Origin of the sequence: Mesorhizobium sp. M0037, assembly GCF_040323635.1 — a bacterium.
GTDB lineage: Bacteria > Pseudomonadota > Alphaproteobacteria > Rhizobiales > Rhizobiaceae > Mesorhizobium.
In genome coordinates this window covers 70,708-93,715 of record NZ_JAMYVB010000016.1, presented here as the reverse complement: position 1 = coordinate 93,715, position 23,008 = coordinate 70,708, and the positions used below count along the sequence as shown (strand labels likewise).

Sequence of the window (23,008 nt, the reverse complement as noted above, 5' to 3'; positions counted from 1 at the left end):
GTCAATTGCATGTGTCCGCAGCCTTGAGCGCTTCGGCGCGAAACGATTTGGGCAAATCCGCGATCCGCCGGACAGAAGCGTAAAACCTTGGATAGTCGCCCGAACACAGGTCGAACAAGCGAAGAAAGGCCGGAACCTGTTCACCGTAGACGGCAGTCGCGGCGAGCTTTGCGTTGTTGATCGGGGCAGCGAACCAGGCGTCGTATCCCCGGTATCCCGCCCAGTGCTTGTCGCGCATCTGCCTGTAGCGCGCCCGCATCCTCTCGATCGCGGCCGCCTTGGCAGTCGCCATCTGCTCCGGGGTACGGGGACTACCATAGACCTGCCTTAGCTCGTCGCGCGTCCTCGCCACCAGCCCGAGAAAATCGGCGCTGCGTTTGCGATCGGCTTCGTAGCGGCGCAATCCGGCCCGGTCGCCGGCGGCGCGCAGCCATTTCCTGACGCCGCTGGTTTCGACGGTAACGGCGAATGCCTCGTTGAATGCGGAATCGCCATCCACATAAAGCCGCTGATGCGCCAGTTCATGAAAAACAAGGCTTGCGAGATAGGTGTCGTCCTGACGCAGCATGGTGCTCAGCAGCGGGTCACTCGACCAGCCAAGCGTGGAATAGGCGGTGACGCCCGAGACATAGACGTCGAGGCCTTGTCTTTGAAGCTCGACAGCGCTTTCAGCCGCGGATTTCCGGGAGAAGTAACCCCGGTATGGAACGCAGCCGAAGACCGGAAAGCACCATGTTTGTGGCGCGAGCGAGAATTGCGGCGCGGCAAAAACGGCCCAGGTCACGGCGTCGCGATGGATGTCGACATAGCTGCGGTAGCTGCTGTTCTCGGGCAATGCCAGTTCATCCGTCGCAAACCGTCTTATCGCGCTCGCCAACGTCAATTTCGCGCGCAATGCCTCGGGCGTCGAAGGGTCAAGGATGAGTTTCCCGACATTCCTGCGCGCGGCCATGATCTGCGCGTGACCCTGCAACGACTGCGCGTAGTAGGAAATGCTCGTGCAGCCGGTCGCCCCGGACGCCATGATCGCCGCGGCAAGCATCCGAAGAACGCGCTTCACTGTTTGCCCACCCTTGCCCATCTCCCCATGCAGCAAACGTCCTGGTCACCCTCAAACAGGAGGCACCGGTTTCCGTCAAGAGCTGCAGGGTAGGGGGCGACACCGACCTGGGCAGGGCGATGCGGCCATTCGCCTACGATTGACGAAAGGCCGCCGCAGGGCGGAGCGAGCGAGATACGGACCGTCCGGAGGCGCGGTTCCCCCAAGCTGCCGCGCGCTACTGGTCCGAAAACTTCACGCTCACGCCGCGCTGGCGAAAATAAGCCTGCATCAACTTACGGCCCGAGCGGTTGTTCTGCGCCAATTTGGCCGGATCGAACACCGCCTGTTTTGCGCCCTCTCGTGTCAGCGCGGCCTTGAGCGTCGCGATATGGGCGTCGATGTCGGCATTGTCCGCCCGCAGCGAGGCATAGATACTTTCGGTCGCTTCGGCCACAGTCGGTTCGCTCACAGATGTCGTCCTTTGGTTGGTTGGGCGGCGGCTTTACCACAGATTTGCGGCTCCGACGATATCGACTGAACCGTCAGAGCACAGCACCCAGGGCGCAAAACCGTAAAACGTATGTATTCGGCCCTGCTAAACATTGCCCGGCAGGCGAATGGGTCTAACTATCGCTAGGAAACGGGGGGAATCACGTGGCTGCCAATCGTCGAAACGACATCTCATCGTCCGAGCGAGGGCTAGGACGGATTCTTGCGGCAGGCAATGCCCATCCGCGCACAACTCTGCCTACCGTGGCAACCATCGTCACGACAGTAGCTGCGCTATATTTCGGTCGTGAGGTGTTCCTTCCCATTGCCATCGCGCTGCTTTTGACCTTTGCGCTGGTGCCGATGGTCTCCGCACTGAAGCGTGTCGGCTTGCCTCGGCTGCCCGCAGTGCTTCTGAGCGTGATTGGCGCGTTCGCGGCCCTGGGCCTGTTCAGCTTCATTGTTGCGACCCAGGTAAGCGAGCTTGCTCAGAACATTTCCGTCTACCAGACAAACATTCTGACCAAGGTGCGTTCCCTCAAGGAGACGGGCGTTGGTGGCGGCATAATTGCCAGGCTGAGCGGGGTGATCGAGCGCGTCGGTCAGGAGATCGACAAGCAGGATGTGGCGCCGCCTGCGGCCGACAAGCCCCGGCGCGAGCCCGTACCGGTCGAGATCGTCGCCCGCGAGAGACCTCTGGAGGTATTGCAGAACATCATCGGACCGTTGATCAGCCCGCTGGCATCAGCTGGCCTGATCATCATCGTCGTCATCTTCATGTTGCTTGAGCGCGAGGATCTGCGCGACCGGTTTATCCGCCTCGTCGGCTATGGCGACCTCCATCGCACAACGCAGGCATTGCAGGATGCCGGCAAACGGGTTGGCCGTTATCTGATCATGCAATTGGTGGTCAACATCGTCTACGCGATACCAATCGCAATTGGCCTTTGGGTGCTCGGCATTCCCAACGCGCTGCTGTGGGGGTTGCTGGCACTGGCGCTGCGCTTCGTTCCTTATATCGGCCCTGTTATCGGCATGCTGCTGCCCTTGTTTCTGGCCTTGGCGGTTGCGCCCGGCTGGTCGCTGGTGCTGTGGACCGCCGCACTGTTTGTCGTCATGGAATTGTTAACCGGCAACGTCATCGAACCGTGGCTCTATGGCTCGCGCACGGGACTTTCTCCTTTGGCAATCATCGTTGCGGCAATTTTCTGGACATGGTTGTGGGGGCCCCTCGGCCTGGTCCTTTCGACGCCGCTGACAGTTTGCCTCGTCGTCCTCGGGCGACATGTTCCGCAGTTCGAATTTCTCGACGTCCTGTTTGGCAACGAGCCCGTCCTTGAAGCTCACGCCCGGCTCTATCAACGGCTCCTGGCCGGCGATCCCGACGAGGCAACTGACCATGCCGAGGAGATCCTCGAGGAGAAGTACCTGATCGATTTCTACGACACGGTCGCCATTCCTGCTCTCCTGTTGGGCGAGCAGGACCGCATGCGTGGCGTGATGGGCGATCAACAGCGAAGGCAGGTGGCGGCGAGCGCCCAAATTCTTGTGGCAAATCTTGCCGACGATGCACAGGAAGAGGCAAGCGAGGAAGATGCGCCGACAACCACCGCGGAAGGGAGCGCGAGCAGGGAAACAGATGGCGTCGAAGAGGAAGAGATCGAGCTGCCCGACGGCAAGGACATGTCGGTGCTTTGTGCCGGCGGTCGCGGCGAACTCGACGATGCCGCTGCCGCCATGCTCGCTCAGGTGCTGGAGGTGCAAGGTGCTACGGTGGCGAAGGCCAGTTTTGTCGATATGGAGCCGGCAGGTATTCGTCGTCTCGAACTAGAGGCGATCGACACCGTCGTGGTCGGTTTCCTGAACCGGGATTCGCTCAAGCATGCCCGCTTTCTGGTCCGGAGACTGAAGCGCGCCAAGGCAGGTTTGAGAATTGGGATTGTGTTCTGGTCAGACGCGGAGCAGGGCGATGTCGGGCAAGAAAGGCAAGCTTTGGCCGCCGACATCAGCGCCGATTTCGTAGCCCACGGCATGGTCAACGCTGTGCTTGGCGCACTTTCTCCAGCGCCAGCCGTTCCCCTCAAAGTCGTTTCGAAACGCCGCGACCGACGCCGTCCGGCCCCTCGAAAACGGGCCCCGGCCCAGGCGACGGCCGCAACAGCCTAGCCGCACCGCCATGTTTCAGATTTCCGCGCCGGCGCTGAAATGTCTGGTGCGACGGCAAGATCGTCCCCACTCGCAAACCATGGAACAATCTCGCGGCCTTGCGGTTCCTAACGTCGAAGGAGACCCCCCATGCTTAGATTCCTTATCCGCCTCGGCGCGATCTATGCGGCGTTCCAGATCGGCCGGGAGTTCGGCCGCAAGGAGACCGAAGTCGTGCTCCTGCCGCCGCCCGTTGACTACGAGCGGCACCCGACGTCAAGAAACGAAACCGAGTTCGGAGAGACATAGGACCGCTCAATCTGTCTGGTCGATCTGGCCCATGCTGGCGCCGTCCTGCGGGGGGCGCATTATCATGCGAACGGACCGGCCACTTGGCTGTGCCAGGATCGATCCTCGCAACGCAATAGTTGAGCCGTTATCTCTGCCGTTCAAACGCGGCACAGCGAGGTTGACCGTGCGTCGAGGAATGAGTCTCTCTCAGATCTTGGCGTTGAGCCGATGGAGAAGGCATGATCAGCACGGGCAAGCACGACCCTAAGAAAGTGGAAGGGTATGAAGCACTGGTGCTGTCAATTGCCAGGGAGAGCGGGCATCACCGAGGATCAAGCGCGCGACCTTGTTCGCCTGATCGGCACCGGCCGCAATTCGCTGCTCCGTGAGGCGCGGCAGCTGCTCCGGCAGCGCCTGGCTATTTTAGACCAAAGGTGCTCAGAGCACGGCTATCCCGTCGCCTTCTGCTGCCCGGCGGTCATCGCTTTGAGAGCTCGGACCACTTCTGCAGGTCCGGCGGGTTTCATCACTCTTACGCCAGACGAGAACGCTTCGGGGGTTTCCTCGACCCCCAAGCCGGAATAGACGATGAAAGGAACCGCCCGCCCTGCCAAGGTTTTTGCCGCGTCAACAGCCTCGCCGTCCGACAGCCTGACGTCCAGGATCGCTGCGGCGGGGGTATGGTCCGCAAGAAAACGTTTCGCCTGGGAACATGTCGCTGCCAATGCCACGGCAAAGCCCGCCTCCGAAAGAGTGGACTCCATATCCAGTGCTATCAAGGCTTCGTCGTCGACGACAAGGACCAAGGGTTTGCCCATGCGCGGATGATCGCACGTTTGTAGATGGAAGACGAGTCGAGGCTACGACCCTTTTAGGGTCCGTTTCCCGTACGCAGCGGGTCGAGATCGCGAGCAATGGGAACCAACTGATCCAAGCCGCATTATATTTGGTTGGACTGGACAAGGTGTTTGGGATGCATGAAGCAACACAGGCGACTGTTGTCGCCTTCGAAAACCCGGGAGTGTCCAGCAATGACAGTCTGGATTTCGATTACAAGGATTTCTTCGAAAACGGCGCCGTTGCCCTGCATCTGGTGAACGCAGACGGCGTGATCGTGCATGCCAACCAGGCTGAGCTCGACCTTCTCGGCTATCCCGCAGAGGACTACCTCGGTTGCCACATCGCCGAGTTCTATCCCGACCGGGACGTCATAGAGGACATTTTGGGTCGCCTTGCCAATGGCGAGAAGATCGTAAGATATCCGGCGCGATTGAGGGCCAGCGATGGATCGATCAAGCACGTCGAAGTCACCTCAAGCGGACATTTCCGGGACGGCAAGCTGATCAACACCCGGTGCTTCACGGTCGATGTAACCGACTTGGTGCACACCCGCTCGGAGCTCAGGCAGCATGACAGTACCTATCACCAGATACTCGACGGCCTACCCGTCGCCATCTACACGACCGATCAGGATGGGACGATCACCTATTACAACCGCGCCGCGGCCGATCTGGCAGGCAGGGAGCCTGAAATCGGCAAGGATAAATGGTGCGTGACGTTCAAGCTGTTCACTGCCGACGGCAAGGAATTGCCGCACGATGAATGCCCGATGGCCATCGCGCTCAAGGAGAACAGGCCGGTCCGCAATCAGGAAGCTGTTGCGCAGCGTCCCGATGGATCGTTTTTTCCGTTCCTGCCCTACCCGACACCCCTGCGGGACGAGCACGGCGCTCTGATTGGCGCCGTCAACATGCTGCTGGACCTGACGGACCGCCAACGTGCCGAAGAAACCAGGCAGCACCTTTCGGCGATCGTGGAATCCTCATTTGACGCTATCGTCAGCAAGGATCTCAACACCATCATAAAAAGCTGGAACCAGGGCGCCGAACGGCTTTTCGGCTATACCGCCGAGGAAGCGATTGGCCGGTCGGTGACCATGCTGATCCCCGAAGACCATCAGGACGAGGAACCCCGCATCCTCCAACGCATTCGCCGTGGCGAGCGCGTCGAACCATTCGAAACGACCCGCCAGCGCAAGGACGGCAGCCTGGTTCCGGTTTCGCTGACGATATCGCCCGTGCGTAACGCAACAGGGCAGATCACCGGCGCATCGAAGATAGCGCGAGACATCACGTCGGCGAAGGAGAATGAATATCGCATCCGCATGCTGATGCGCGAGGTCAACCACCGGGTGAAAAACCAGTATTCGGTCATCCTGTCGATGATCCGGGAGACCAACAAGCGATCGGAGACGCCAAAACAATTTGAAACCCAGGTGCGCGAGCGCATCATGGCGTTGTCACGATCTCACGACCTGCTTGTATCGGCGGATTGGAAGGGTGCCACGATCAGCGACCTTTTGGCGGCCCAGGTCGAGCCTTTCCCGCGGGGGGATTTGATCGAAATGTCGGGCCCATCATTGGTGCTCAGTCCCAACGCAGTTCAGTATCTCGGGATTGCCTTCCACGAACTGGCGACCAACTCGGCCAAATACGGGGTGCTCTCAGGGGACAAGGGCCGGATCTCGGTCACATGGGGCATCACCGGTTCCAGTGCTTCGAGGCTCTTTCACCTCACCTGGGTCGAAACCGATGGTCCGCAGGTTCAGACTGTCGGACAAGGTGGCTTTGGAACCGTGGTGCTGAAGCGGGTCGCGCCCGCAGCGGTTAGTGGGCAGGGAATTCTCGAACACGGTCCGCATGGCATAACATGGAGCTTGGAAGCGCCTTTGGCTTCCGTGGCAGCTTCTGCCGTCCATGAAGCTTAGAAGCAGGAAGCAGCCCTGCGACGAGCATTCGTCAATTGGAAGCCCTTGATGCGGCCTTCGTCGAGCGGAAACCCCGTTTCCGCTAAAGATCGCCAGAGCCATTGCTAAAGTCGACAGAGCAAATCACCGGCAGAGGGCGCATTTCGTTGCACGGAACGGGACAGGACCGGCGTAGCCAGAGGCGAGGTAACTATGGACATCGACGAGTTCCGTGCGACCCTTCAGGGAGTAGAGCCCCCGGCGAATCTTGGGATGGCGCTCCACGCTCTATGGTGGGATAGACAGGGCGATTGGGAGCGGGCGCATGAGTGTGTGCAGGCCAACGAATCTGATCCGGCCTCTGTATGGGTTCATGCCTATCTGCACCGCAAAGAAGGCGACCTTTCTAATGCAGCCTACTGGTACCGCCGCGCCGGGCAGCCTGTGGCAACTGGCAAGCTAGACGCAGAGTGGGAGTCGATTACAGAATCACTTCTTGCAGGATAGTGAGGGGTCGCCCAAGGGGCAGCCTAGCGCCTCATCGCCCCCGTAGAGGCGAAACTCACCTCCGCCCGATGGGATCGGCTGGAGCCCAGGAGGTCCGAACGTTTCCGCATAAATTGATGCAGCGAGATTGTTCTCGCGATTCCGTAAGGTCTCTGTTTAATAAGCTATATCTAATATTGACTACTTTCTGTCGTTCAAAAGTCGCAGACTTCATTTTACTGATCACCGTTAGCTTCTTGGTAGCTCTCATGACTATAAACCTCTTGCGGGCGAATAGCTTTCATGCTGCCTTCGCGCACTCAGGAATCAGGGAGCTTAGGCATGGCGGAGCGGATTGCGCGTGATGGGTTTTGGGTTTTGCATCTCGCGCGCTTGCCGCAAGTCGTGTCGCTTCGCTCCAGCACTTCCGCCTTGATGATCCTAACTGTTGCCCTTGCGCTGAGCGCCGCGCCGGCTCGGGCCGATGGCGGCAATGGTAGCAGCGCAGGCGCTGGACAAAGTGGCGTTGACGGCGCGCTCGCGAGTGCCACGGGTCAGAATGCCGCCAATGGCGCGACCGCTGGTGGCGGTGGTGGCGGCATTGACCTCACGACGGGTGACGGGGCGCCAGGAGGATCGGGAGCGGTAAGTGGGACAGCCAACAACCCAAATGGCGTTGCCGGTGCCACTGGTGCTACGGGTCTGGTCATCTCGACAGACGGGACCATTGCAACCAGCATCAGCGGCGGGGCCGGCGCTTTGGGCTCCCCTGGCACGAATGGCGTCGTCAGGAGCGGCGGCGGTGGCGGTGGCGGTGTGGGCGTCAGTGCCACGGCCGACGTTACAGTCACTGGCACAGGATCGGTGAGTGGTGGCACTGGCGGCCGAGGTGGGACCAATGGCAACAGCGGCAGCGGTGGTGGCGGCGTCGGCATATTCTCGTCCGCAAACGTGTTTGTAGAGGCGGGCGGCAGCGTTACCGGCGGCACGAGTCTCTCCACAATTGGGGTCCAAGCAGGTGGTGGCGGCGGCGCAGCTGCCATCGTCCTGATGGGCGGCGGGACAATCCAGAACAGCGGGAATCTGCTCGGGGGTGCCGGTGGAAGAACAGTTCTCGGCGGCGGTGGGGACGGTGGCGCCGCTGTTCTGCTGCTTTCAGGTGGAACCGTCATCAACAAGCTAGGTGCGACGATCGTTGGCGGCAGTGGCGGTCAGGGCTCCTTGGCAGGCGGCGATGGCGCCGCAGGGATCAAGGGCGCCAACATCGCGGTCATCAATGCGGGTACGATCAGCGGCGGTGCCGTCGGCACCGGTGGCGGAACGCCGGCAGCCGGCAAAGCCATCCAGTTCACCGGCGGCGTCAATTCGCTGGAGATTCAGGCCGGCTCCACCATCGCAGGCAATGTGGTCGCTTTCAGCGCCGCGGATACATTCAAGCTGGGTGGCGATATCAGCGCCAGTTTCGGTGTGTCGCAGATCGGCGCTGGCGCCAAATATGACGGGTTTGGGTTCTACGAGAAAACCGGAAACAGCACCTGGACCCTAACGGGGACGACAACTGCCGTCACGCCTTGGACCTTGTCCGGCGGGATCCTGCAGATTTCGAACAATGACAATCTGGGCGCCCTCTCGGGCGGCTTGACCTTCGACGGCGGCACGTTGCGCACGACCACCAGCTTCGCCACCAATCGCAATGTCCTGATCAATTCGACCGGCGGGTTCGACACGGTGGCAGGCACGCAGTTGGACGTGTCAGGCCAGGTGACCGGCACCGGCACACTGGTCAAGAGCGGCGCCGGCACCCTCAACGTCACCAATTTGTCCAACAGCTATACGGGTGGCAACATCGTCAATGCAGGAACGCTTGCCGGCAACACCGTGGCGATCCGTGGCGATATCCTGGACAACGGCGCTGTCTCGTTTCTCGACCTCGGCCCCCACACCTTCGGCGGAAATATCTCCGGCTCGGGCAGCGTCGACATCGAAGGCTTCGGCACGCTGACGCTGACCGGTGCCAACACCCACAGCGGCGGCACGAAGGTCGGGACCGGCAAAAGCATCTCGGTCGCGTCGGACCAGAATCTGGGTGCCGCGACGGGCCTGCTGACACTCGACGGCGGCGAACTCGGCACGACAGCAAGCTTCGCCATGAGCCGCGATGTCAACCTCACTTCCGCCTATGGCTACTTCCGCGCGGCGGCGGGTACGACGCTGACCGCCAATGGCGAGCTGAGCGGCGTGGGCGGCGTCTACAAGGAGGGCGCCGGCACCCTGGTGCTCAAGGGCGACAGTACCTATTCCGGCCGCACCACCGTCGACAGCGGCAAGCTTATCGTCGAGGGCTCGCTCGGCAGCACCGAAACGACGGTCAACAGCGGCGGCACGCTGGGCGGCTCCGGCTCGATCGGCGGCGCGGTGATCGTCGCCGATGGCGGTGTGCTGGCGCCGGGGTCCAGCCCTGGCACGCTTACGGTCGGATCGCTCAGCCTGAGCTCCGGTTCTATGCTCGACTACGAGCTCGGCCAGGCGGGCATTGTCGGCGGCGGTGTCAACGACCTGATCGAGGTGACCGGCGCGCTGACGCTGGACGGCAGCCTCAACATCACCGATGTCGGCGGCTTCGGGCCTGGCGTCTACCGGCTAATCAATTATGGCGGCGCACTCACCGACAATGGTCTCGAGCTCGGCAATCTGCCGGCCGGTGTCACGGCCGCCGACCTGACGGTGCAGACCTCCGTCGCCAACCAGGTCAATCTCGTCAGCAGCGTCGGCACCGACTTGCTCTTCTGGGATGGTGACGCGGCCGGCAATGCCAACAATGATCTGGTCGACGGCGGCAACGGCACGTGGACGGCGACAAGCCTGAACTGGACGACGAGCACCGGCCTGGTAACTGGCGCGATGAAGCCGCAGCCCGGCTTCGCCATCTTCCAGACGCTCGGCGGCACCGTCATCGCCGACGGCAGCGCCGGCGCGCTTGCGATTACGGGCATGCAATTCGCCGCCGATGGCTACCGCATCGAAGGCGACGCCATCACGCTTGATGGCGCTGGCGGCGAGAGCATCATTCGGGTCGGCGACGGCACGGTGGCCGGAGCAGGTTACACCGCCACCATCGCCTCCGTGCTAACCGGGACCAGCAGCCTGACCAAGACCGATGCGGGCACGCTGGTGCTGTCCGGCGCCAACACCTACACGGGCGGCACCACCGTCCTGGGCGGCGTGCTATCTGTTTCAGCCGACAACAATCTCGGCGTTGCCGCTGGCGGCCTAACGCTCTCCGGCGGGACGCTGCGCAACACAGCGGCGTTCAGCTCGGCGCGCGACGTCACGCTTTCGTCGGCCGGCGGCACCTTCGACACTGTGGCCGACCTGACCTTGTCCGGTGCGATCTCTGGCGCTGGCAGCCTTGCCAAGACCGGCGCCGGCACGCTGACGCTTACGGGAACGAACAGCTATGGCGGCAACACGTTGGTCAGCGCTGGCACGCTGGTCGGCGATGCAACCTCGATTCGTGGCGACATCGGCAATTCCGGCACTGTCGTGTTCGACCAGGCGGCGGACGCCAGCTTCGCCGGCGATATCTCCGGCACCGGCGCAATGATGAAGGATGGCGCCGGCGTGCTGACGCTGTCAGGCACGTCGCTGCTGGACTGGACCGTCAATCAAGGCGGCCTCGTCTCGGCAGCCGAGCGCTTCGGTGGCGATGTCGCGATCGGCGCCGGCGCCTCCTTCACATTCGACCAAGTCGCCTCCGCCAGCTATGCCGGCGTGTTCTCGGGCGCCGGTACGTTCATCAAGGACGGCCAAGGCACGCTGCTGCTTGCGTTGGACAACTCAGGCTTTACCGGCGCCACTACGGTCAGCGGCGGCACGCTTGCCGCGGGCGCTGCGAACGCGTTCAGTTCCTCCTCGCAGTTTTCCGTCGCCTCGGGCGCCACGCTCGATCTTGCCGGCACGTCCCAGACGATTGCGGGGCTGAGCAACGCCGGAACGGTGCGCATCGCGGGTGGCGTCCCAGGCGACACACTTACCGTAAGCGGCGACTATGTCGGCAATAGCGGCGCCGTCGTTCTCAACGCTGCGCTCGGTGGTGACGGTTCGCCGACAGACATGCTGGTGATCGCCGGCAACACGTCAGGGACGGGTACCCTTCAGGTCGTCAATTTCGGCGGGTCGGGCGCCCAAACGGTCGGAGGCATCAAGATCGTCGACGTCGGCGGCGTCTCGAACGGCAGCTTCTCGCTCGACGGCAATTATACCTTCGAAGGCGATGCAGCGGTCGTCGCGGGCGCCTACGCATACAGGCTCTACAAGAACGGCGTCAGCACACCGGCCGATGGCGATTGGTATCTGCGCTCGGCCCTGGTCAACGGCGATCCCGATCCGCAGCCGCTCTATTCGCCCGGCGTGCCTCTCTACGAGGCCTATGAAGGGGTGCTGCAGGCCTTCAATGAACTGGGCACCATGCAGCAACGCATTGGCAATCGGTCGTGGGGCGAGGGTGCTACGCCGCAAGGTGCGGACCTGCCAGGCCAGGGCTCGGTCGACGGCAAGGCGATATGGGCGCGCATCGAAGCTGCCCATGCCGAGATCAAGCCGGAGACGTCGACCTCCGGCACGAACTATGACGTGACCACCTGGAAGCTGCAGGCCGGCGTCGATGGCCTGCTGCACGAAAGCGACGCCGGTACCCTGATCGGAGGGATTACGGCCCACTACGGAACCGCGTCGTCGGACGTCTCCTCGATCTTCGGGGCAGGGTCGATCGCTGCCACCGGCTACGGCGTCGGCAGCACGCTCACCTGGTTCGGCAGCGGTGGCTTTTACGTCGACGCGCAGGCTGAGGCGACATGGTATGACAGTGACATCCGGTCGGCCACGCTGGGCACCACGCTTGCGGACGGCAACAACGGTTTCGGCTACGGGCTGAGCATCGAGACCGGACAGAAGATCGCCCTCAACGGCAACTGGTCGCTGACGCCGCAGGCCCAGCTTGCCTATTCGTCGGTCGACTTCGACGCGTTCACCGACCCGTTTGGCGCCGTCGTGTCGCCCGGCAGCAGCAACAGCCTCGTTGGCCGCCTCGGCCTCTCCGCGGACTATGAAGACCAGTGGGTGGACGAAGCGGGGCAAGTCAGCCGCACCCACATCTACGGGCTCGGCAACCTTTACTACGACTTCCTCGACGGAAATGATGTCGACGTCTCTGGCACGAAGCTGGTCAGCGAAAATCAGGCGCTGTGGGGCGGTGTCGGCCTTGGTGGCTCGCTGAGCTGGGCGGACGGTCGCTACGCCGTCTTCGGAGAAGGGACAGCGCGGACAAGCCTCAAGGATTTTGGCGATAGCCACGCCCTGGGCGCCAAGCTCGGGTTCGCTGTGAAATGGTAGCGGCGATCGAGATGGACATGTCGACCTTGGCTTGAGCGTCGTGTCCGGCACGGTTATGGATCCGGACTTGCGGGCCACCCGGCTCGTCGCCCTCGGACGTTTCCTTAACGGCTGCCGGCATCAAGTACCAGGCTCGAATCCGAAGCACCCTGGCGCTCGATCACAGGGATGCCAGCGCGCTGGACATGCGCTCCAGCCCTTGGCGCAACAGGGGACGCGGGCAGCCGACATTCAGGCGAATGAAGCCTTCGCCGCCAGGCCCATAGACGCGGCCGTCATAGAGATTAACCCCGGCCCGAACTGCTGCTGCGGGTAGCCGGTTGATGAACTTGCCAGCCGAAAGCGTTTGCGCAAGGCAAAACAGCCGGTCGGCCCCGCGCCTCTTTCCCCTACGCAAGAGGTGCGGGCGATGTCGCGGGCTTCAGTCCTTGTGCGGGACGATATAGCGACGGCTCACCGAATCCGCCCCTGTGCCCCGCGTGACGACAATGGTCCTGTATCCCGCGGGAACGGAACCTGTAGCCATCGGATCGATTAAACGGCATCGACCGACAATCTCTCCGTTGGGCGCGTCCGCGAGCCTCCTCGCTAGCGTCAACTGGCATGTGTCAAGGGATCCGAAAACGGCCGGTGATGTACCGAGTGGTCCGCAGACTCCCTGGCCGGGGCTGCCAGAAAGCAAAACTAGCACAGCAGCCGTTACCGGATCCATTTTTGAAGCTCCCTCCGCGAATGAGCCTCAACGCGCTATGTCGCAGTTTGTTTCATTAAGCCCGGTTGTGCCGAGCCCGGCCAGCAGGGGCAGGAAGCCATGCCCACTATATCGCGCTGCCGGAATCGCCAGACGCCGGCAGCAACCAGCGAGATGACAAGGCGCGGATGTAGAGCGGGACGAAGCTTATATCAGTGGTGGGTCTTTCGATCCGCCGGCGTAAGCGCTTCGTCTATTTGTTGGCGCAGGCGGGTGAGGTCGTCCAACCGAAAATCAAGCGGCAGTTCCGCTCCACTCTCCAATCGGAGAAAGATGGCTACAGTGCCGTCCTCTTTCATGGCCAGTTGAGTGCTCGTTATAGAAATGCCCTGCAGTTTTGGTGTCATTTCGGCAGGAAGAGTGGCGACGAGCTTTCCCATCTCGACCGAGAGGGCAGCAATTGCCAAAGGAACACATTGTGCGGAGAAATCGAGTTGGAATCTCTTTGTGTCGATTGATCCAAATGTGACCGACACCGTGCCTAAGGCGGCGTCGATCCCAGATGCTAAAACTACATCCAGAACCGGAGCCTTCATAACCGTGTCCGCCATGGCGTTCCCCCGCTTTGTTGAATCGCAGCAAATCATCATCCCTGCGCCGGCACAAGGACACGCCCAACGCTCCCCGCCAACCATGGGATCTACGCCTTGTCGACAAGTCGCGTCTTCCGCTTCGGCGCTACGTAGCTCTCCACTAAGCGAGCGTGGAAATTCGAACTCGGCGCAATGATAACCCACAAAGACCAAATCTTGCCGTCTATGGTTATGGGAGGGGTTAGTACCAGCAAGGTCCGCGGGATTTGCGGCGTGCGATCCTTCATGAACGTGGATCCCAATCGGGATAGATCTTGGCGGACAGCCTAAAGCCGATTGATGACGAGGCATGGGCGCATTGCATTCTGACTCCGGAGATGGTTGCGAAGCTCTCCGCCTAACCGCTCCGCATCGCAAACGACAGAACCCCGCCAAGTGTGGGGTTTTGTTGTGGCAGGCGGGCGGAACCGGAACGCTCTTAAACCGTTTAAAGCCCATAAGGGACGGCAACGGAAAGATAGAAGATCATGAATAAGATTGTATCGGGTATGCTGGCGGCCACGCTGTCAGTTTCGTTCGCGGCCACCGCCGCTGTGCCTGCAGGTGCAGCGCAAATGTTCACGCCGCAGGCGCCTTCGGCGTCGTCCGATGTGCAGGCGGTGGACTACAAGCCGTGGATGAAGCATCGCGGCGATCGCAATTTCTCGCGCTACAACAATGACGGCCCCTACTGGAACGGCCATCGCGGCTCGCGCCATTACCGACACGGCTATCGCCGCCACGGCGATTTCTGGTTCCCCGCCGGAGCATTCATTGCCGGCGCCCTGATTACCGGCGCGCTCAACAACAACCATCGCGTCTACCGGGGTGGCGATTCGCATGTGCAGTGGTGCTACGATCACTACCGCAGCTACCGCGCCTCGGACAACACCTACCAGCCGAACTACGGCCCTCGTCGGGAGTGCAATTCTCCCTACTGAGATTTTTGACCGAAATGAGAACCCCGCTTCGGCGGGGTTTTTCTTTGTGTGAGGCGTGACGGCGAATTAGGGTTACGAGACCCGACATCGCTGTGAGGGATAAACAAATGCTCCGCCGCCACGAGACTCAAGATATCCGGCTGGGCAAGGTTCCGATCAATGGCGATGGCGGAGAGAGCGGGATTCGAACCCGCGTTACGGTCTCCCGTAAACACACTTTCCAGGCGTGCGCCTTCAACCACTCGGCCACCTCTCCGTCCTTGCATTCGCGCCGGCCGGTTTTGCCACGCGGGTTGGGGAGATGCATCCCTTTGGGATTTGCGGGAAGACCCGCTTGATGGACACCGCCAACCAGCGGATGCCCTTCCCGGCGCCCGTCAATCAAACAGGCGCGGGGCTCATCTAGTCGATCCGGCGCCGAATGCCAAGCCATAACGGCAGTCTATTCGCTTTGCCGGCCATGCATCGTTTCGCGGGGCGTTGAACGGCTCCGCTTCTAAGGCGCTTCGGTTCTGAATGGTGTGCACGGGCAAGGCGGCAGGGCCGGCCGCGCTTGACTTCGCCCATCGCCACCTGTCGAGTGCGGCGGAGGCTTTGCGGGGGGCATCGTCCAGACATGACATCGAGCAATGAACAGCCGGCCAGCGGAACGCCGGCCGGAGGCATGCCAGGCGGGCTGACGCCCGCAGGGCGTCCGGACAGCGGGCTGTCCTTCGTGCCCGTGGTCTGGCTCCTCTTCGTGATGGCATGGTCGGTCTACTGGCTGGTCTCGGCGCGGTGGCTGTTCGAGAGTTCCGGCCTGCCGGACAGGGTCTTCTATTTCGTGCTTGGCGGACTGGCCTTCGACATCGTCACCATCGTGTGGGGGCTTTATCTGCTCGGCCTCGCCTTAAGCCGTTCCGCGCGCTTTCCGCGTCATTTCACCATCTGGCAGATCACCACCATCGCCTGGCGGCTGGCCGAGCAGGTCTATGCGCTGACCGTGCCCGATTTCACCGTCTCCGCCAGGGAGCTTGCGATCGCCGCCACCGAAATCGTCATCGGCCTTTTTTGCATTTACCTGCTGCGCCGCCGCGACGAGGCCAAGGCCTTTTATGCAAGGCCGGAAGCGCAGGCACCGTCAGCCTTTAGTTCGATCGTCGCCGCGCTGGCCGGCATCATCCTCGGCGCCGTCGTCGGCACTGTCGCCGGCTTCGCGCTTGGCGCGGGGATCGCCGAAGCCACCGACATCAGCTGTTTCGAAGGCGGCTGCGGCTACTTCGCGGTGTTCATCGGCCTTGCCGGGCTGGTGGTCGGGGCCATTGGCGGCGCCGTCCTCGGCGTCTGGCTCGTCCATCGGCGGAGCCGAAAGGTGGCCATATAGGCGGGCGATAGGCTTCAAATTCGCGTATGGCGATTGCACGCCGGGCGTGCGCGTTCTATTCCTCGCCTTTGACCGGAAGGTCCTCGGGAGGAACTTGAGGACCGGGGAAGATTTCGATGCTGCGTTTTTTGTTTCGCCTCGCGGCCATGGTCGCACTCTCGGTCGCCGTCATCATGGCCGTGCTCGACGCGACGCGCTCGGTGGCGGCTTCCGCATTGGTCATGACGCCGCTGAATTCGAGCTGGCTGGCGGTTTCGCCCGACACCCGCGCGGCCTTCGAGACCTTCGTGCGCGCCAAGGTCAATCCGATGATATGGGATGGCGGCATCGCCTGGGTGCTTGCCCAGCCGGGGTTTGCCGTGTTCGCGGTGCTTGCCTTCATCCTCTATGCGATCGGCTACCGGCGCCGGCGGCGCGGCGGAGAATTCGCGCCGGGCTGATGGGTTGTCCCAGCGGACTTGCGACGACAACGCGGCAATCGTCCACAGCTGTCACCGCATTGGGCATGTTTTTCCAACGGGGGGCATGCTTTTCCAAAAGGTCAAAATTCCGCGTGAATTTTGTTTCGGGCCGTGCCAGATTGCCTTGAGCGGGAGGGGAGTACACTCCTGGCTGATGCCGCATGCCTGCCGGAGAACCGGGCAGGCGGACGGCGCGTAACGGAAAAAAATAACCGACAGGGTGTGGATCACATGAAACGTATCGTTCTCGGCCTCCTGGCCGCAACCGCAATGGTTCTTCCGGCTTTCGCCGCGGATGTCCAGCCGGCCATCCTCTACGATCTCGGCGGCAAGTTCGACAAATCCTTCAACGAGGCTGCCTATCACGGCGCCGAAAAGTTCAAGACCGAGACCGGCACCGCCTATGTCGAGTTCGAAGTGTCGAACGCCTCGCAACGCGAGCAGGCGCTGCGCCGCTTCGCCGAGGACGGCCGCAACCCGATCGTCATGGCCGGGTTTGCCTGGGAGGATGCGCTGAAGGTGGTCGCGAAGGAATATCCCGATCTCAACTTCGCCATCATCGACGATGCCGTCGATATGCCCAATGTCCGCTCGCTTGTGTTCAAGGAAAACGAAGGCTCCTATCTCGTCGGCATCCTGGCGGCGATGGCCTCGAAGTCCAAGAAGGTGTCCTTCATCGGCGGCATGGACATTCCGCTGATCCGCAAGTTCGAATGCGGCTATGTCGGCGGCGCCAAGGCGGCCGGTGCGACCGATGTCATCCAGAACATGACCGGTGACACGCCCGCGGCGTGGAACGATCCGGCCAAGGGCGGCGAGATCGCCAAGACACAGATCGACCAGGGCTCCGACGTGGTCTATGCCGCGGCCGGCGGTACCGGCGTCGGCGTGCTGCAGGCGGCGGCGGATGCCGGCAAGCTCGGCATCGGCGTCGATTCCAACCAGAACGGCCTGCAGCCCGGCAAGGTGCTGACCTCAATGCTGAAGCGCGTCGACGTGGCCGTCTACACCGCCTTCATGGACGGCAAGAACGGCACCTTCAAAGGCGGCCTGCAAAATCTCGGCCTCAAGGAAGGCGGCGTCGACTACGCCATGGACGACAACAACAAGGCGCTGGTCACCGACGAGATGAAGGCTGCCGTCGAAAAGGCCAAGGCCGACATCATCGCCGGCACGATCCAGGTGCACGACTACACCGCCGACAACGCCTGCCCGTATTGATCTGTATCCATTAGAGTTGAAACCGCCGGCCGAGAGTCCGGCGGTTTTGTTTTTGGGTCTTGAAGGGGGCCGCAACTTGAGAGGCGAGAGTGAAGCCGACCATCGGACCGATGACGGAACGCGATGTTGATGCAGTGGCGCGACTGCGCATCGCCGCCTTTTTCGAGGGCAGCGCAAGAACGCTGAATGAGGACGTCGCCGGGCTTCGCGAGTTGCTCAATGGAGATGGCTTCGAGGCGGCGCTTGTGGCGCGGATAGGGGACGTCCCGGTCGGGACCTGCCTGCTGGTTCGCCACGAACTTGAACCCGCGCATGAGCTGACGCCTTGGCTGGCGGGATTGGTCGTCGATAGCGACCACCGCGGCAAAGGGATCGGCCGCGCGCTGGTTGCAGCCATCGAAGCGCATGCAACCGCGATCGGTGTGGAGAGGACCCACCTCTATACGTGGGTGGCGCGAGACTTCTATGCCGGGCTCGGTTGGGCAGTGGTCGAGTCGTTTGAGCAGGACGGCTACCCGATGCTGCTGATGTCGCGCGAACTCGGCCTATAGCTGTCCGACGAGATAACCCAGCGCAAACACCACCATCAGCGCGATGGCGATGACGGCGCCGCGTCGGCCACCGAGCGAATGCACGCCGACGCCATAGGGCTTCCGCTCCAGTCTGCCGATCACCGGTTTCGCTTCGTCCTGGCCAACCACACGCATCTGCGGCAGTTCGGCGATGCGTTGCGAGATCAGCCGCCAGCGATCGCTGCCGCCCGATGGCGCACCACGGTCGAGGACATGCATGCGCTCGGCCAGCCGCATCACCGTGTCGCGGAAGGCGGGATCGATCTCCAGGTCGCGCTCGGCACGTTCGCGGTCGCGATCGTTCATCAGGCCAAGCACATAATCGCCCGCCCGCGCAATGCGATCGCTTTCACTGGCCATAGGCTTCTCCTTGCTACCAGTGCGGCGGTTTGGTTATCGGCACGTCGGGTGCCGATTGTTCCTCCAGCGCCATGAAGCGCCCGGTCAGGGCATCGAGCTTGCGCTGCATGCGTTCGATCGCCGTCCACTGCTCGGCGATCTGGCCCGACAGTTCCTCGATGGTCTTTTCCTGCTCGGCGGCGCGGATTTCCAGCGTCGTCAGCCGGTCGACAGGCATGATCATTCGAAACTCCCCAGGTCCTGGTGCACGCAGTTGCAGCATGATGCGACTGTTGAGCCTTGCATATTAGTGAATGTGAAGGTCTGCGGCCACGTTCGAAATTGACAAGCGCACCGGGATTTGTCGAGAGTGGCCACTGCGCCGCCAATTGGCACGGGTGGGGCATCATGCTAGGCGTTTTGACCAAGCGATAAAAAAATAAGAGTGGGACAGGCTGCATGGCGCAAGCCGCAATCGAACTGATCGGCATCAACAAGAGTTTTGGCGCCGTTCGCGCCAATCGCGACATCAATCTGGAGATCGCACGCGGCACCATCCACGGCATCGTCGGCGAGAACGGCGCCGGCAAGTCGACGCTGATGTCGATCCTCTATGGCTTCTATCAGGCCGACAGCGGCGAGATCCGCGTCGGCGGCAAGCCGGCGTCGATCAAGACCTCCAACGACGCCATCGCGCTCGGCATCGGCATGGTGCATCAGCACTTCATGCTGGTCGACAATTTCACCGTGCTGGAAAACATCATCCTCGGCGCCGAAAGCGATGCGCTGTTGAAAAAGAGCATCGCCAAGGCGCGCTCCGAACTGGAGCGGCTCGAGCGCGAATACGGGCTGGAAGTCGATCCCGACGCCATCATCGAGGAATTGCCGGTCGGCCTGCAGCAGCGTGTGGAAATCCTCAAGGCGCTTTATCGCGGCGCCGAGATCCTGATTCTCGACGAGCCGACGGGCGTGTTGACGCCGGCCGAGGCCGACCATCTGTTTCGCATCCTCAGGCAGTTGAAGGACCAGGGGAAAACGGTGGTGCTGATCACCCACAAGCTGCGCGAGATCATGGCCATCACCGACAATGTCTCGGTCATGCGCCAGGGCACGATGGTGGCGACGCGCGAGACCAGCAAGACGACAGTCGGCGAACTGGCCGAACTGATGGTTGGGCGGCGCGTGCTGCTGCGGGTCGAAAAGGGCGAGACGGAGGCCGGCGCGGTCAAGCTGGCCGTCAAGAACCTGACGGTGAAAGACCAGCGCGGCGTCACCATGGTCGACGACATCTCCTTCGATATCCACGCCGGCGAGATCGTCGGCATTGCCGGTGTCGCCGGCAACGGCCAGTCCGAACTCCTCGAGGCGATTTCCGGCATCAGGCGCGCGGTTTCCGGCTCGGTCATGCTCGACGGCAAGCCGATCGACCTGACGGGGGCCGCCGATCCCGGCGAGTTGCGCGACCGTGGGCTCGCCCATGTGCCGGAAGACCGTCATCATGTCGGTCTGGTGCTGGCCTTCGAAGAGAACGAGAATTCGATCCTCGGCTACCATGACGACCCGCGCTACCTCAAAGGGCCGTTCCTCAACATCGACGCCATCATGACCGACGCCAAGGACAAGATCGAGAAATACGATATCCGTCCCGGCAATCCGCGTCTGAAGACGGCGAATTTCTCCGGCGGCAACCAGCAGAAGATCGTGCTGGCGCGGGAAATGGAACAGGACCCCGGTGTTCTCATCGTCGGCCAGCCGACGCGCGGCGTCGATGTCGGTGCCATCGAATTCATCCACAAGCGGCTGATTGCCATGCGCGACCAGGGCAAGGCGGTGCTGGTGGTGTCGGTCGAGCTCGACGAGATACGCTCGCTGTCCGACCGTATCCTGGTGATGTTTGCCGGCCGCATCGTCGGCGAGCGCGGCCCGGAGGCGACCGAAGGCGAGCTTGGCCTGCTGATGGCCGGTGTCGAGCGCCAGGAGGCGGCAGAGTGAGCACGCCTTACGCCAAGCTGCCGGCCTGGGCCGATTATGGGCTGATCCCGCTGATCAATCTGTCGGTGGCCTTCATCGTTGCCGGTTTCGTCGTCATGCTGGTCGGCGAAAACCCGTTTCGTGCCGCCGTCATCCTGGTCGAGGGCGCTTTCGGCAAGGGAACCGGCATTGCCTTCACGCTGTTCTATGCCACCACCTTCATCTTCACCGGCCTGTCTGTGGCGGTGGCCGCGCATTGCGGCCTGTTCAACATCGGGACCGAGGGCCAGGCCTATATTGCCGGCCTTGGCGTGGGCGTGGTCTGCCTCGCCTTCGACACTGTGCTGCCGTGGTGGCTGACCTTTCCGCTGGCGATCGTCGCCGGAGCCGCCGTCGGTGCGCTGTGGGCGCTGATCCCGGCCTATCTGCAGGCCAAGCGCGGGTCGCACATCGTCATCACCACCATCATGTTCAACTTCATCGCGGCCTCGATCATGGTCTACCTCCTGGTTGGGCCGTTGAAGCCGGCGGCGTCGCAGGCGCCGCAGACGCGCAACTTCCTCGCCGGCGCCGAACTGCCCAAACTCAACTGGATCATCGAACTGTTCGGCGCCAAGATCCGCTCGGCGCCGTTCAACATCTGCTTCCTGCTGGCGCTGCTCATGGCATTCCTGGTCTGGCTGCTGATCTGGCGCACCAAGCTCGGCTACGAGATGCGCACCTATGGCCACAGCCCGAAAGCGGCGCGCTATGCCGGCATTTCGGAGACCCGCATCATCATTATCGCGATGATGATTTCGGGCGCGCTGGCCGGCATGATGACGCTGAACCCGGTGATGGGCGACCAGCACAATGTGGCGATCGATTTCGTCTCCGGCGCCGGCTTCGTCGGCATTGCCGTGGCGCTGATGGGCCGTCTGCATCCGGTCGGCATCGTGCTGGCGGCGATCCTGTTTGGCATGCTCTACCAGGGCGGCGCCGAACTTGCCTTCGAAATGCCAGCGATTTCCCGCGACATGATCGTCATCATCCAAGGCCTGGTCATCCTGTTTGCCGGTGCGCTGGAGCACATGTTCCGGCCCTACGTCCAGGCGCTGTTCGCCTCGTTCAGTCCAAGGTCGGTCGGCATCGAAGCGGTCAAAGGGAAGGGCGCCTGAGATGGACGTCTTCATCGCCATCGTGCAGATCCTGGACTCGACCATACGCCTGTCGGTGCCGCTGCTGCTCGCTTGCCTCGCCGGCCTCTATTCGGAACGCGCAGGCGTTTTCGACATCGGGCTGGAAGGCAAGATGCTGGTCGGCGCCTTTGCAGGTGCGGCCGCCGCTTCGGTCTTCCATTCGGCCTTCCTCGGTCTCGGCATGGCGATCGTGATGTCGGTCGCCTTTGCCCTGGTGCACGGCTTCGCCTCGATCACCCATCGCGGCAACCAGATCGTCTCCGGTGTGGCCATCAACTTCGTCGCCGCCGGCTCGACCATCATTCTGGGCCAGGCCTGGTTCCAGCAGGGCGGGCGCACGCCGGCGCTGCAGCCGGGCGAGCGTTTCGAGGCCATCACTCTGCCAGGTGCTGCCGCGATCCATGATGTGCCCATCATCGGGCCGATCTATTCCGAGCTGCTCTCGGGCCATTCGATTCTGGTGTATCTCGCTTTCGCCATGGTGCCGTTCACCTGGTGGGTGTTGTTTCGCACCCGCTTCGGCCTGCGCCTGCGCGCCGTCGGCGAGAACCCGGCCGCCGTCGACACCGCCGGCATCTCGGTCGCCTGGCTGCGCTACCGGGCGCTGATCTGCACCGGTGTGCTGACCGGCATTGCCGGCGCCTACCTCTCGATGGTGCAGAATGGCGGCTTCGTGAAGGACATGACCGCGGGCAAGGGCTACATCGCACTGGCGGCGCTGATCTTTGCCAAATGGCGACCGGTGAACGCCATGTTCGCCTGTCTTCTGTTCGGCTTCCTCGACGCGGCGGCGATCCGCCTACAGGGTTCGCCGCTGCCGTTGATCGGCAAGGTGCCGGTGCAGTTCATGCAGGCGCTGCCCTATGTGCTGACCGTGATCCTGCTTGCCGGCTTCATCGGCAAGGCGATCCCGCCGCGCGCCGGCGGCGTGCCTTATGTCAAGGAACGTTGATCCGGGCGCCCAGGAGCACTGTGTCGAACATGCGGCTGGTGCTCGAAAGGCGCCAGGAAAACGCAAATGGCCGGGTTTTGACCACGATCGTCGGAGA

Annotated in this window: 19 protein-coding genes and 1 tRNA gene; 13 read left to right on the top strand and 7 right to left on the bottom strand. The window is 62.3% G+C overall.

From position 1 onward, the window contains the following. Position 1: 1 nt before the first annotated feature. Both NKJ78_RS22755 and NKJ78_RS22750 read right to left on the bottom strand, forming a co-directional pair. Positions 2–1,081: an aminopeptidase gene (locus tag NKJ78_RS22755; protein WP_031253196.1), complete on the bottom strand. Its 1,080-nt coding sequence runs from the start codon at positions 1,079–1,081 to the stop codon at positions 2–4. Between the two features lie 196 nt (positions 1,082–1,277). Then, positions 1,278–1,511, bottom strand: coding sequence for a hypothetical protein (locus NKJ78_RS22750; protein ID WP_023686482.1), 234 nt, complete (start codon positions 1,509–1,511; stop codon positions 1,278–1,280). A 185-nt stretch (positions 1,512–1,696) separates the two neighbouring features. Between NKJ78_RS22750 and NKJ78_RS22745 the strand changes: the two genes are divergently transcribed. Then, complete coding sequence (locus NKJ78_RS22745; RefSeq protein ID WP_023737600.1) at positions 1,697–3,697, top strand: AI-2E family transporter; 2,001 nt, start codon at positions 1,697–1,699, stop codon at positions 3,695–3,697. 129 nt (positions 3,698–3,826) lie between these two features. Beyond that, entirely contained in the window at positions 3,827–3,985 is a 159-nt protein-coding gene (locus NKJ78_RS22740) for a hypothetical protein (protein ID WP_023726519.1), read from the top strand. Positions 3,986–4,416: 431 nt separating this feature from the next. Here the strand turns inward: NKJ78_RS22740 and NKJ78_RS22735 are convergent, their stop codons facing one another. Then, positions 4,417–4,785, bottom strand: a complete 369-nt coding sequence (locus NKJ78_RS22735; protein WP_023737601.1) for a response regulator — start codon at positions 4,783–4,785, stop codon at positions 4,417–4,419. Positions 4,786–4,940: 155 nt separating this feature from the next. Here NKJ78_RS22735 and NKJ78_RS22730 point away from each other — a divergent pair, with 155 nt between their 5' ends. From NKJ78_RS22730 to NKJ78_RS22720, 3 genes are all read left to right on the top strand, one after another. Continuing rightward, complete coding sequence (locus tag NKJ78_RS22730) at positions 4,941–6,734, top strand: PAS domain S-box protein (RefSeq protein ID WP_352461141.1); 1,794 nt, start codon at positions 4,941–4,943, stop codon at positions 6,732–6,734. 192 nt (positions 6,735–6,926) lie between these two features. Further along, positions 6,927–7,220, top strand: a complete 294-nt coding sequence (locus NKJ78_RS22725) for a hypothetical protein (RefSeq protein ID WP_023704064.1) — start codon at positions 6,927–6,929, stop codon at positions 7,218–7,220. A gap of 414 nt (positions 7,221–7,634) precedes the next feature. After that, on the top strand, positions 7,635–12,590 hold the full coding sequence (locus NKJ78_RS22720) for an autotransporter outer membrane beta-barrel domain-containing protein (protein ID WP_352562639.1): 4,956 nt from the start codon (positions 7,635–7,637) through the stop codon (positions 12,588–12,590). A gap of 903 nt (positions 12,591–13,493) precedes the next feature. On the opposite strand, the gene NKJ78_RS22715 is transcribed toward NKJ78_RS22720, so the two are convergent. Further along, positions 13,494–13,892, bottom strand: coding sequence for a hypothetical protein (locus NKJ78_RS22715; protein ID WP_352461139.1), 399 nt, complete (start codon positions 13,890–13,892; stop codon positions 13,494–13,496). A gap of 509 nt (positions 13,893–14,401) precedes the next feature. Here NKJ78_RS22715 and NKJ78_RS22710 point away from each other — a divergent pair. Further along, positions 14,402–14,854, top strand: coding sequence for a BA14K family protein (locus NKJ78_RS22710; protein WP_023683173.1), 453 nt, complete (start codon positions 14,402–14,404; stop codon positions 14,852–14,854). A 166-nt stretch (positions 14,855–15,020) separates the two neighbouring features. Here the strand turns inward: NKJ78_RS22710 and NKJ78_RS22705 are convergent. Next, positions 15,021–15,110, bottom strand: a tRNA-Ser gene (locus NKJ78_RS22705). Between the two features lie 360 nt (positions 15,111–15,470). On the opposite strand from NKJ78_RS22705, the gene NKJ78_RS22700 reads away from it, so the two are divergent. The 4 genes from NKJ78_RS22700 (at position 15,471) to NKJ78_RS22685 (ending at position 18,450) form a co-directional block, all read left to right on the top strand. After that, entirely contained in the window at positions 15,471–16,217 is a 747-nt protein-coding gene (locus tag NKJ78_RS22700; protein WP_352461085.1) for a hypothetical protein, read from the top strand. Positions 16,218–16,333: 116 nt separating this feature from the next. After that, positions 16,334–16,657, top strand: coding sequence for a hypothetical protein (locus NKJ78_RS22695; RefSeq protein WP_023691865.1), 324 nt, complete (start codon positions 16,334–16,336; stop codon positions 16,655–16,657). 252 nt (positions 16,658–16,909) lie between these two features. After that, on the top strand, positions 16,910–17,899 hold the full coding sequence (locus NKJ78_RS22690; RefSeq protein WP_023683177.1) for a BMP family lipoprotein: 990 nt from the start codon (positions 16,910–16,912) through the stop codon (positions 17,897–17,899). Between the two features lie 89 nt (positions 17,900–17,988). Further along, positions 17,989–18,450: a GNAT family N-acetyltransferase gene (locus tag NKJ78_RS22685; protein WP_352461086.1), complete on the top strand. Its 462-nt coding sequence runs from the start codon at positions 17,989–17,991 to the stop codon at positions 18,448–18,450. Here NKJ78_RS22685 and NKJ78_RS22680 read toward each other — a convergent pair. Together NKJ78_RS22680 and NKJ78_RS22675 are read right to left on the bottom strand one after the other, a co-directional pair. Next, a complete protein-coding gene (locus tag NKJ78_RS22680) occupies positions 18,445–18,831 on the bottom strand; it encodes a hypothetical protein (protein WP_352461087.1) in 387 nt (128 codons plus the stop codon). The two genes, NKJ78_RS22685 and NKJ78_RS22680, sit on opposite strands and share 6 nt — an antisense overlap. A 13-nt stretch (positions 18,832–18,844) precedes the next feature. After that, positions 18,845–19,051, bottom strand: coding sequence for a SlyX family protein (locus NKJ78_RS22675; RefSeq protein WP_196813821.1), 207 nt, complete (start codon positions 19,049–19,051; stop codon positions 18,845–18,847). A 218-nt stretch (positions 19,052–19,269) separates the two neighbouring features. Between NKJ78_RS22675 and NKJ78_RS22670 the strand changes: the two genes are divergently transcribed. From NKJ78_RS22670 to NKJ78_RS22660, 3 genes are read left to right on the top strand one after another with little or no spacing between them, the layout of a single operon-like run. Further along, on the top strand, positions 19,270–20,802 hold the full coding sequence (locus tag NKJ78_RS22670) for an ABC transporter ATP-binding protein (protein WP_352461088.1): 1,533 nt from the start codon (positions 19,270–19,272) through the stop codon (positions 20,800–20,802). Continuing rightward, positions 20,799–21,938, top strand: coding sequence for an ABC transporter permease (locus NKJ78_RS22665; RefSeq protein WP_023686470.1), 1,140 nt, complete (start codon positions 20,799–20,801; stop codon positions 21,936–21,938). The genes NKJ78_RS22670 and NKJ78_RS22665 overlap by 4 nt, the downstream gene beginning before the upstream one ends. Before the next feature lies 1 nt (position 21,939). Beyond that, on the top strand, positions 21,940–22,911 hold the full coding sequence (locus NKJ78_RS22660) for an ABC transporter permease (RefSeq protein ID WP_023683182.1): 972 nt from the start codon (positions 21,940–21,942) through the stop codon (positions 22,909–22,911). Positions 22,912–23,008: the final 97 nt, after the last annotated feature.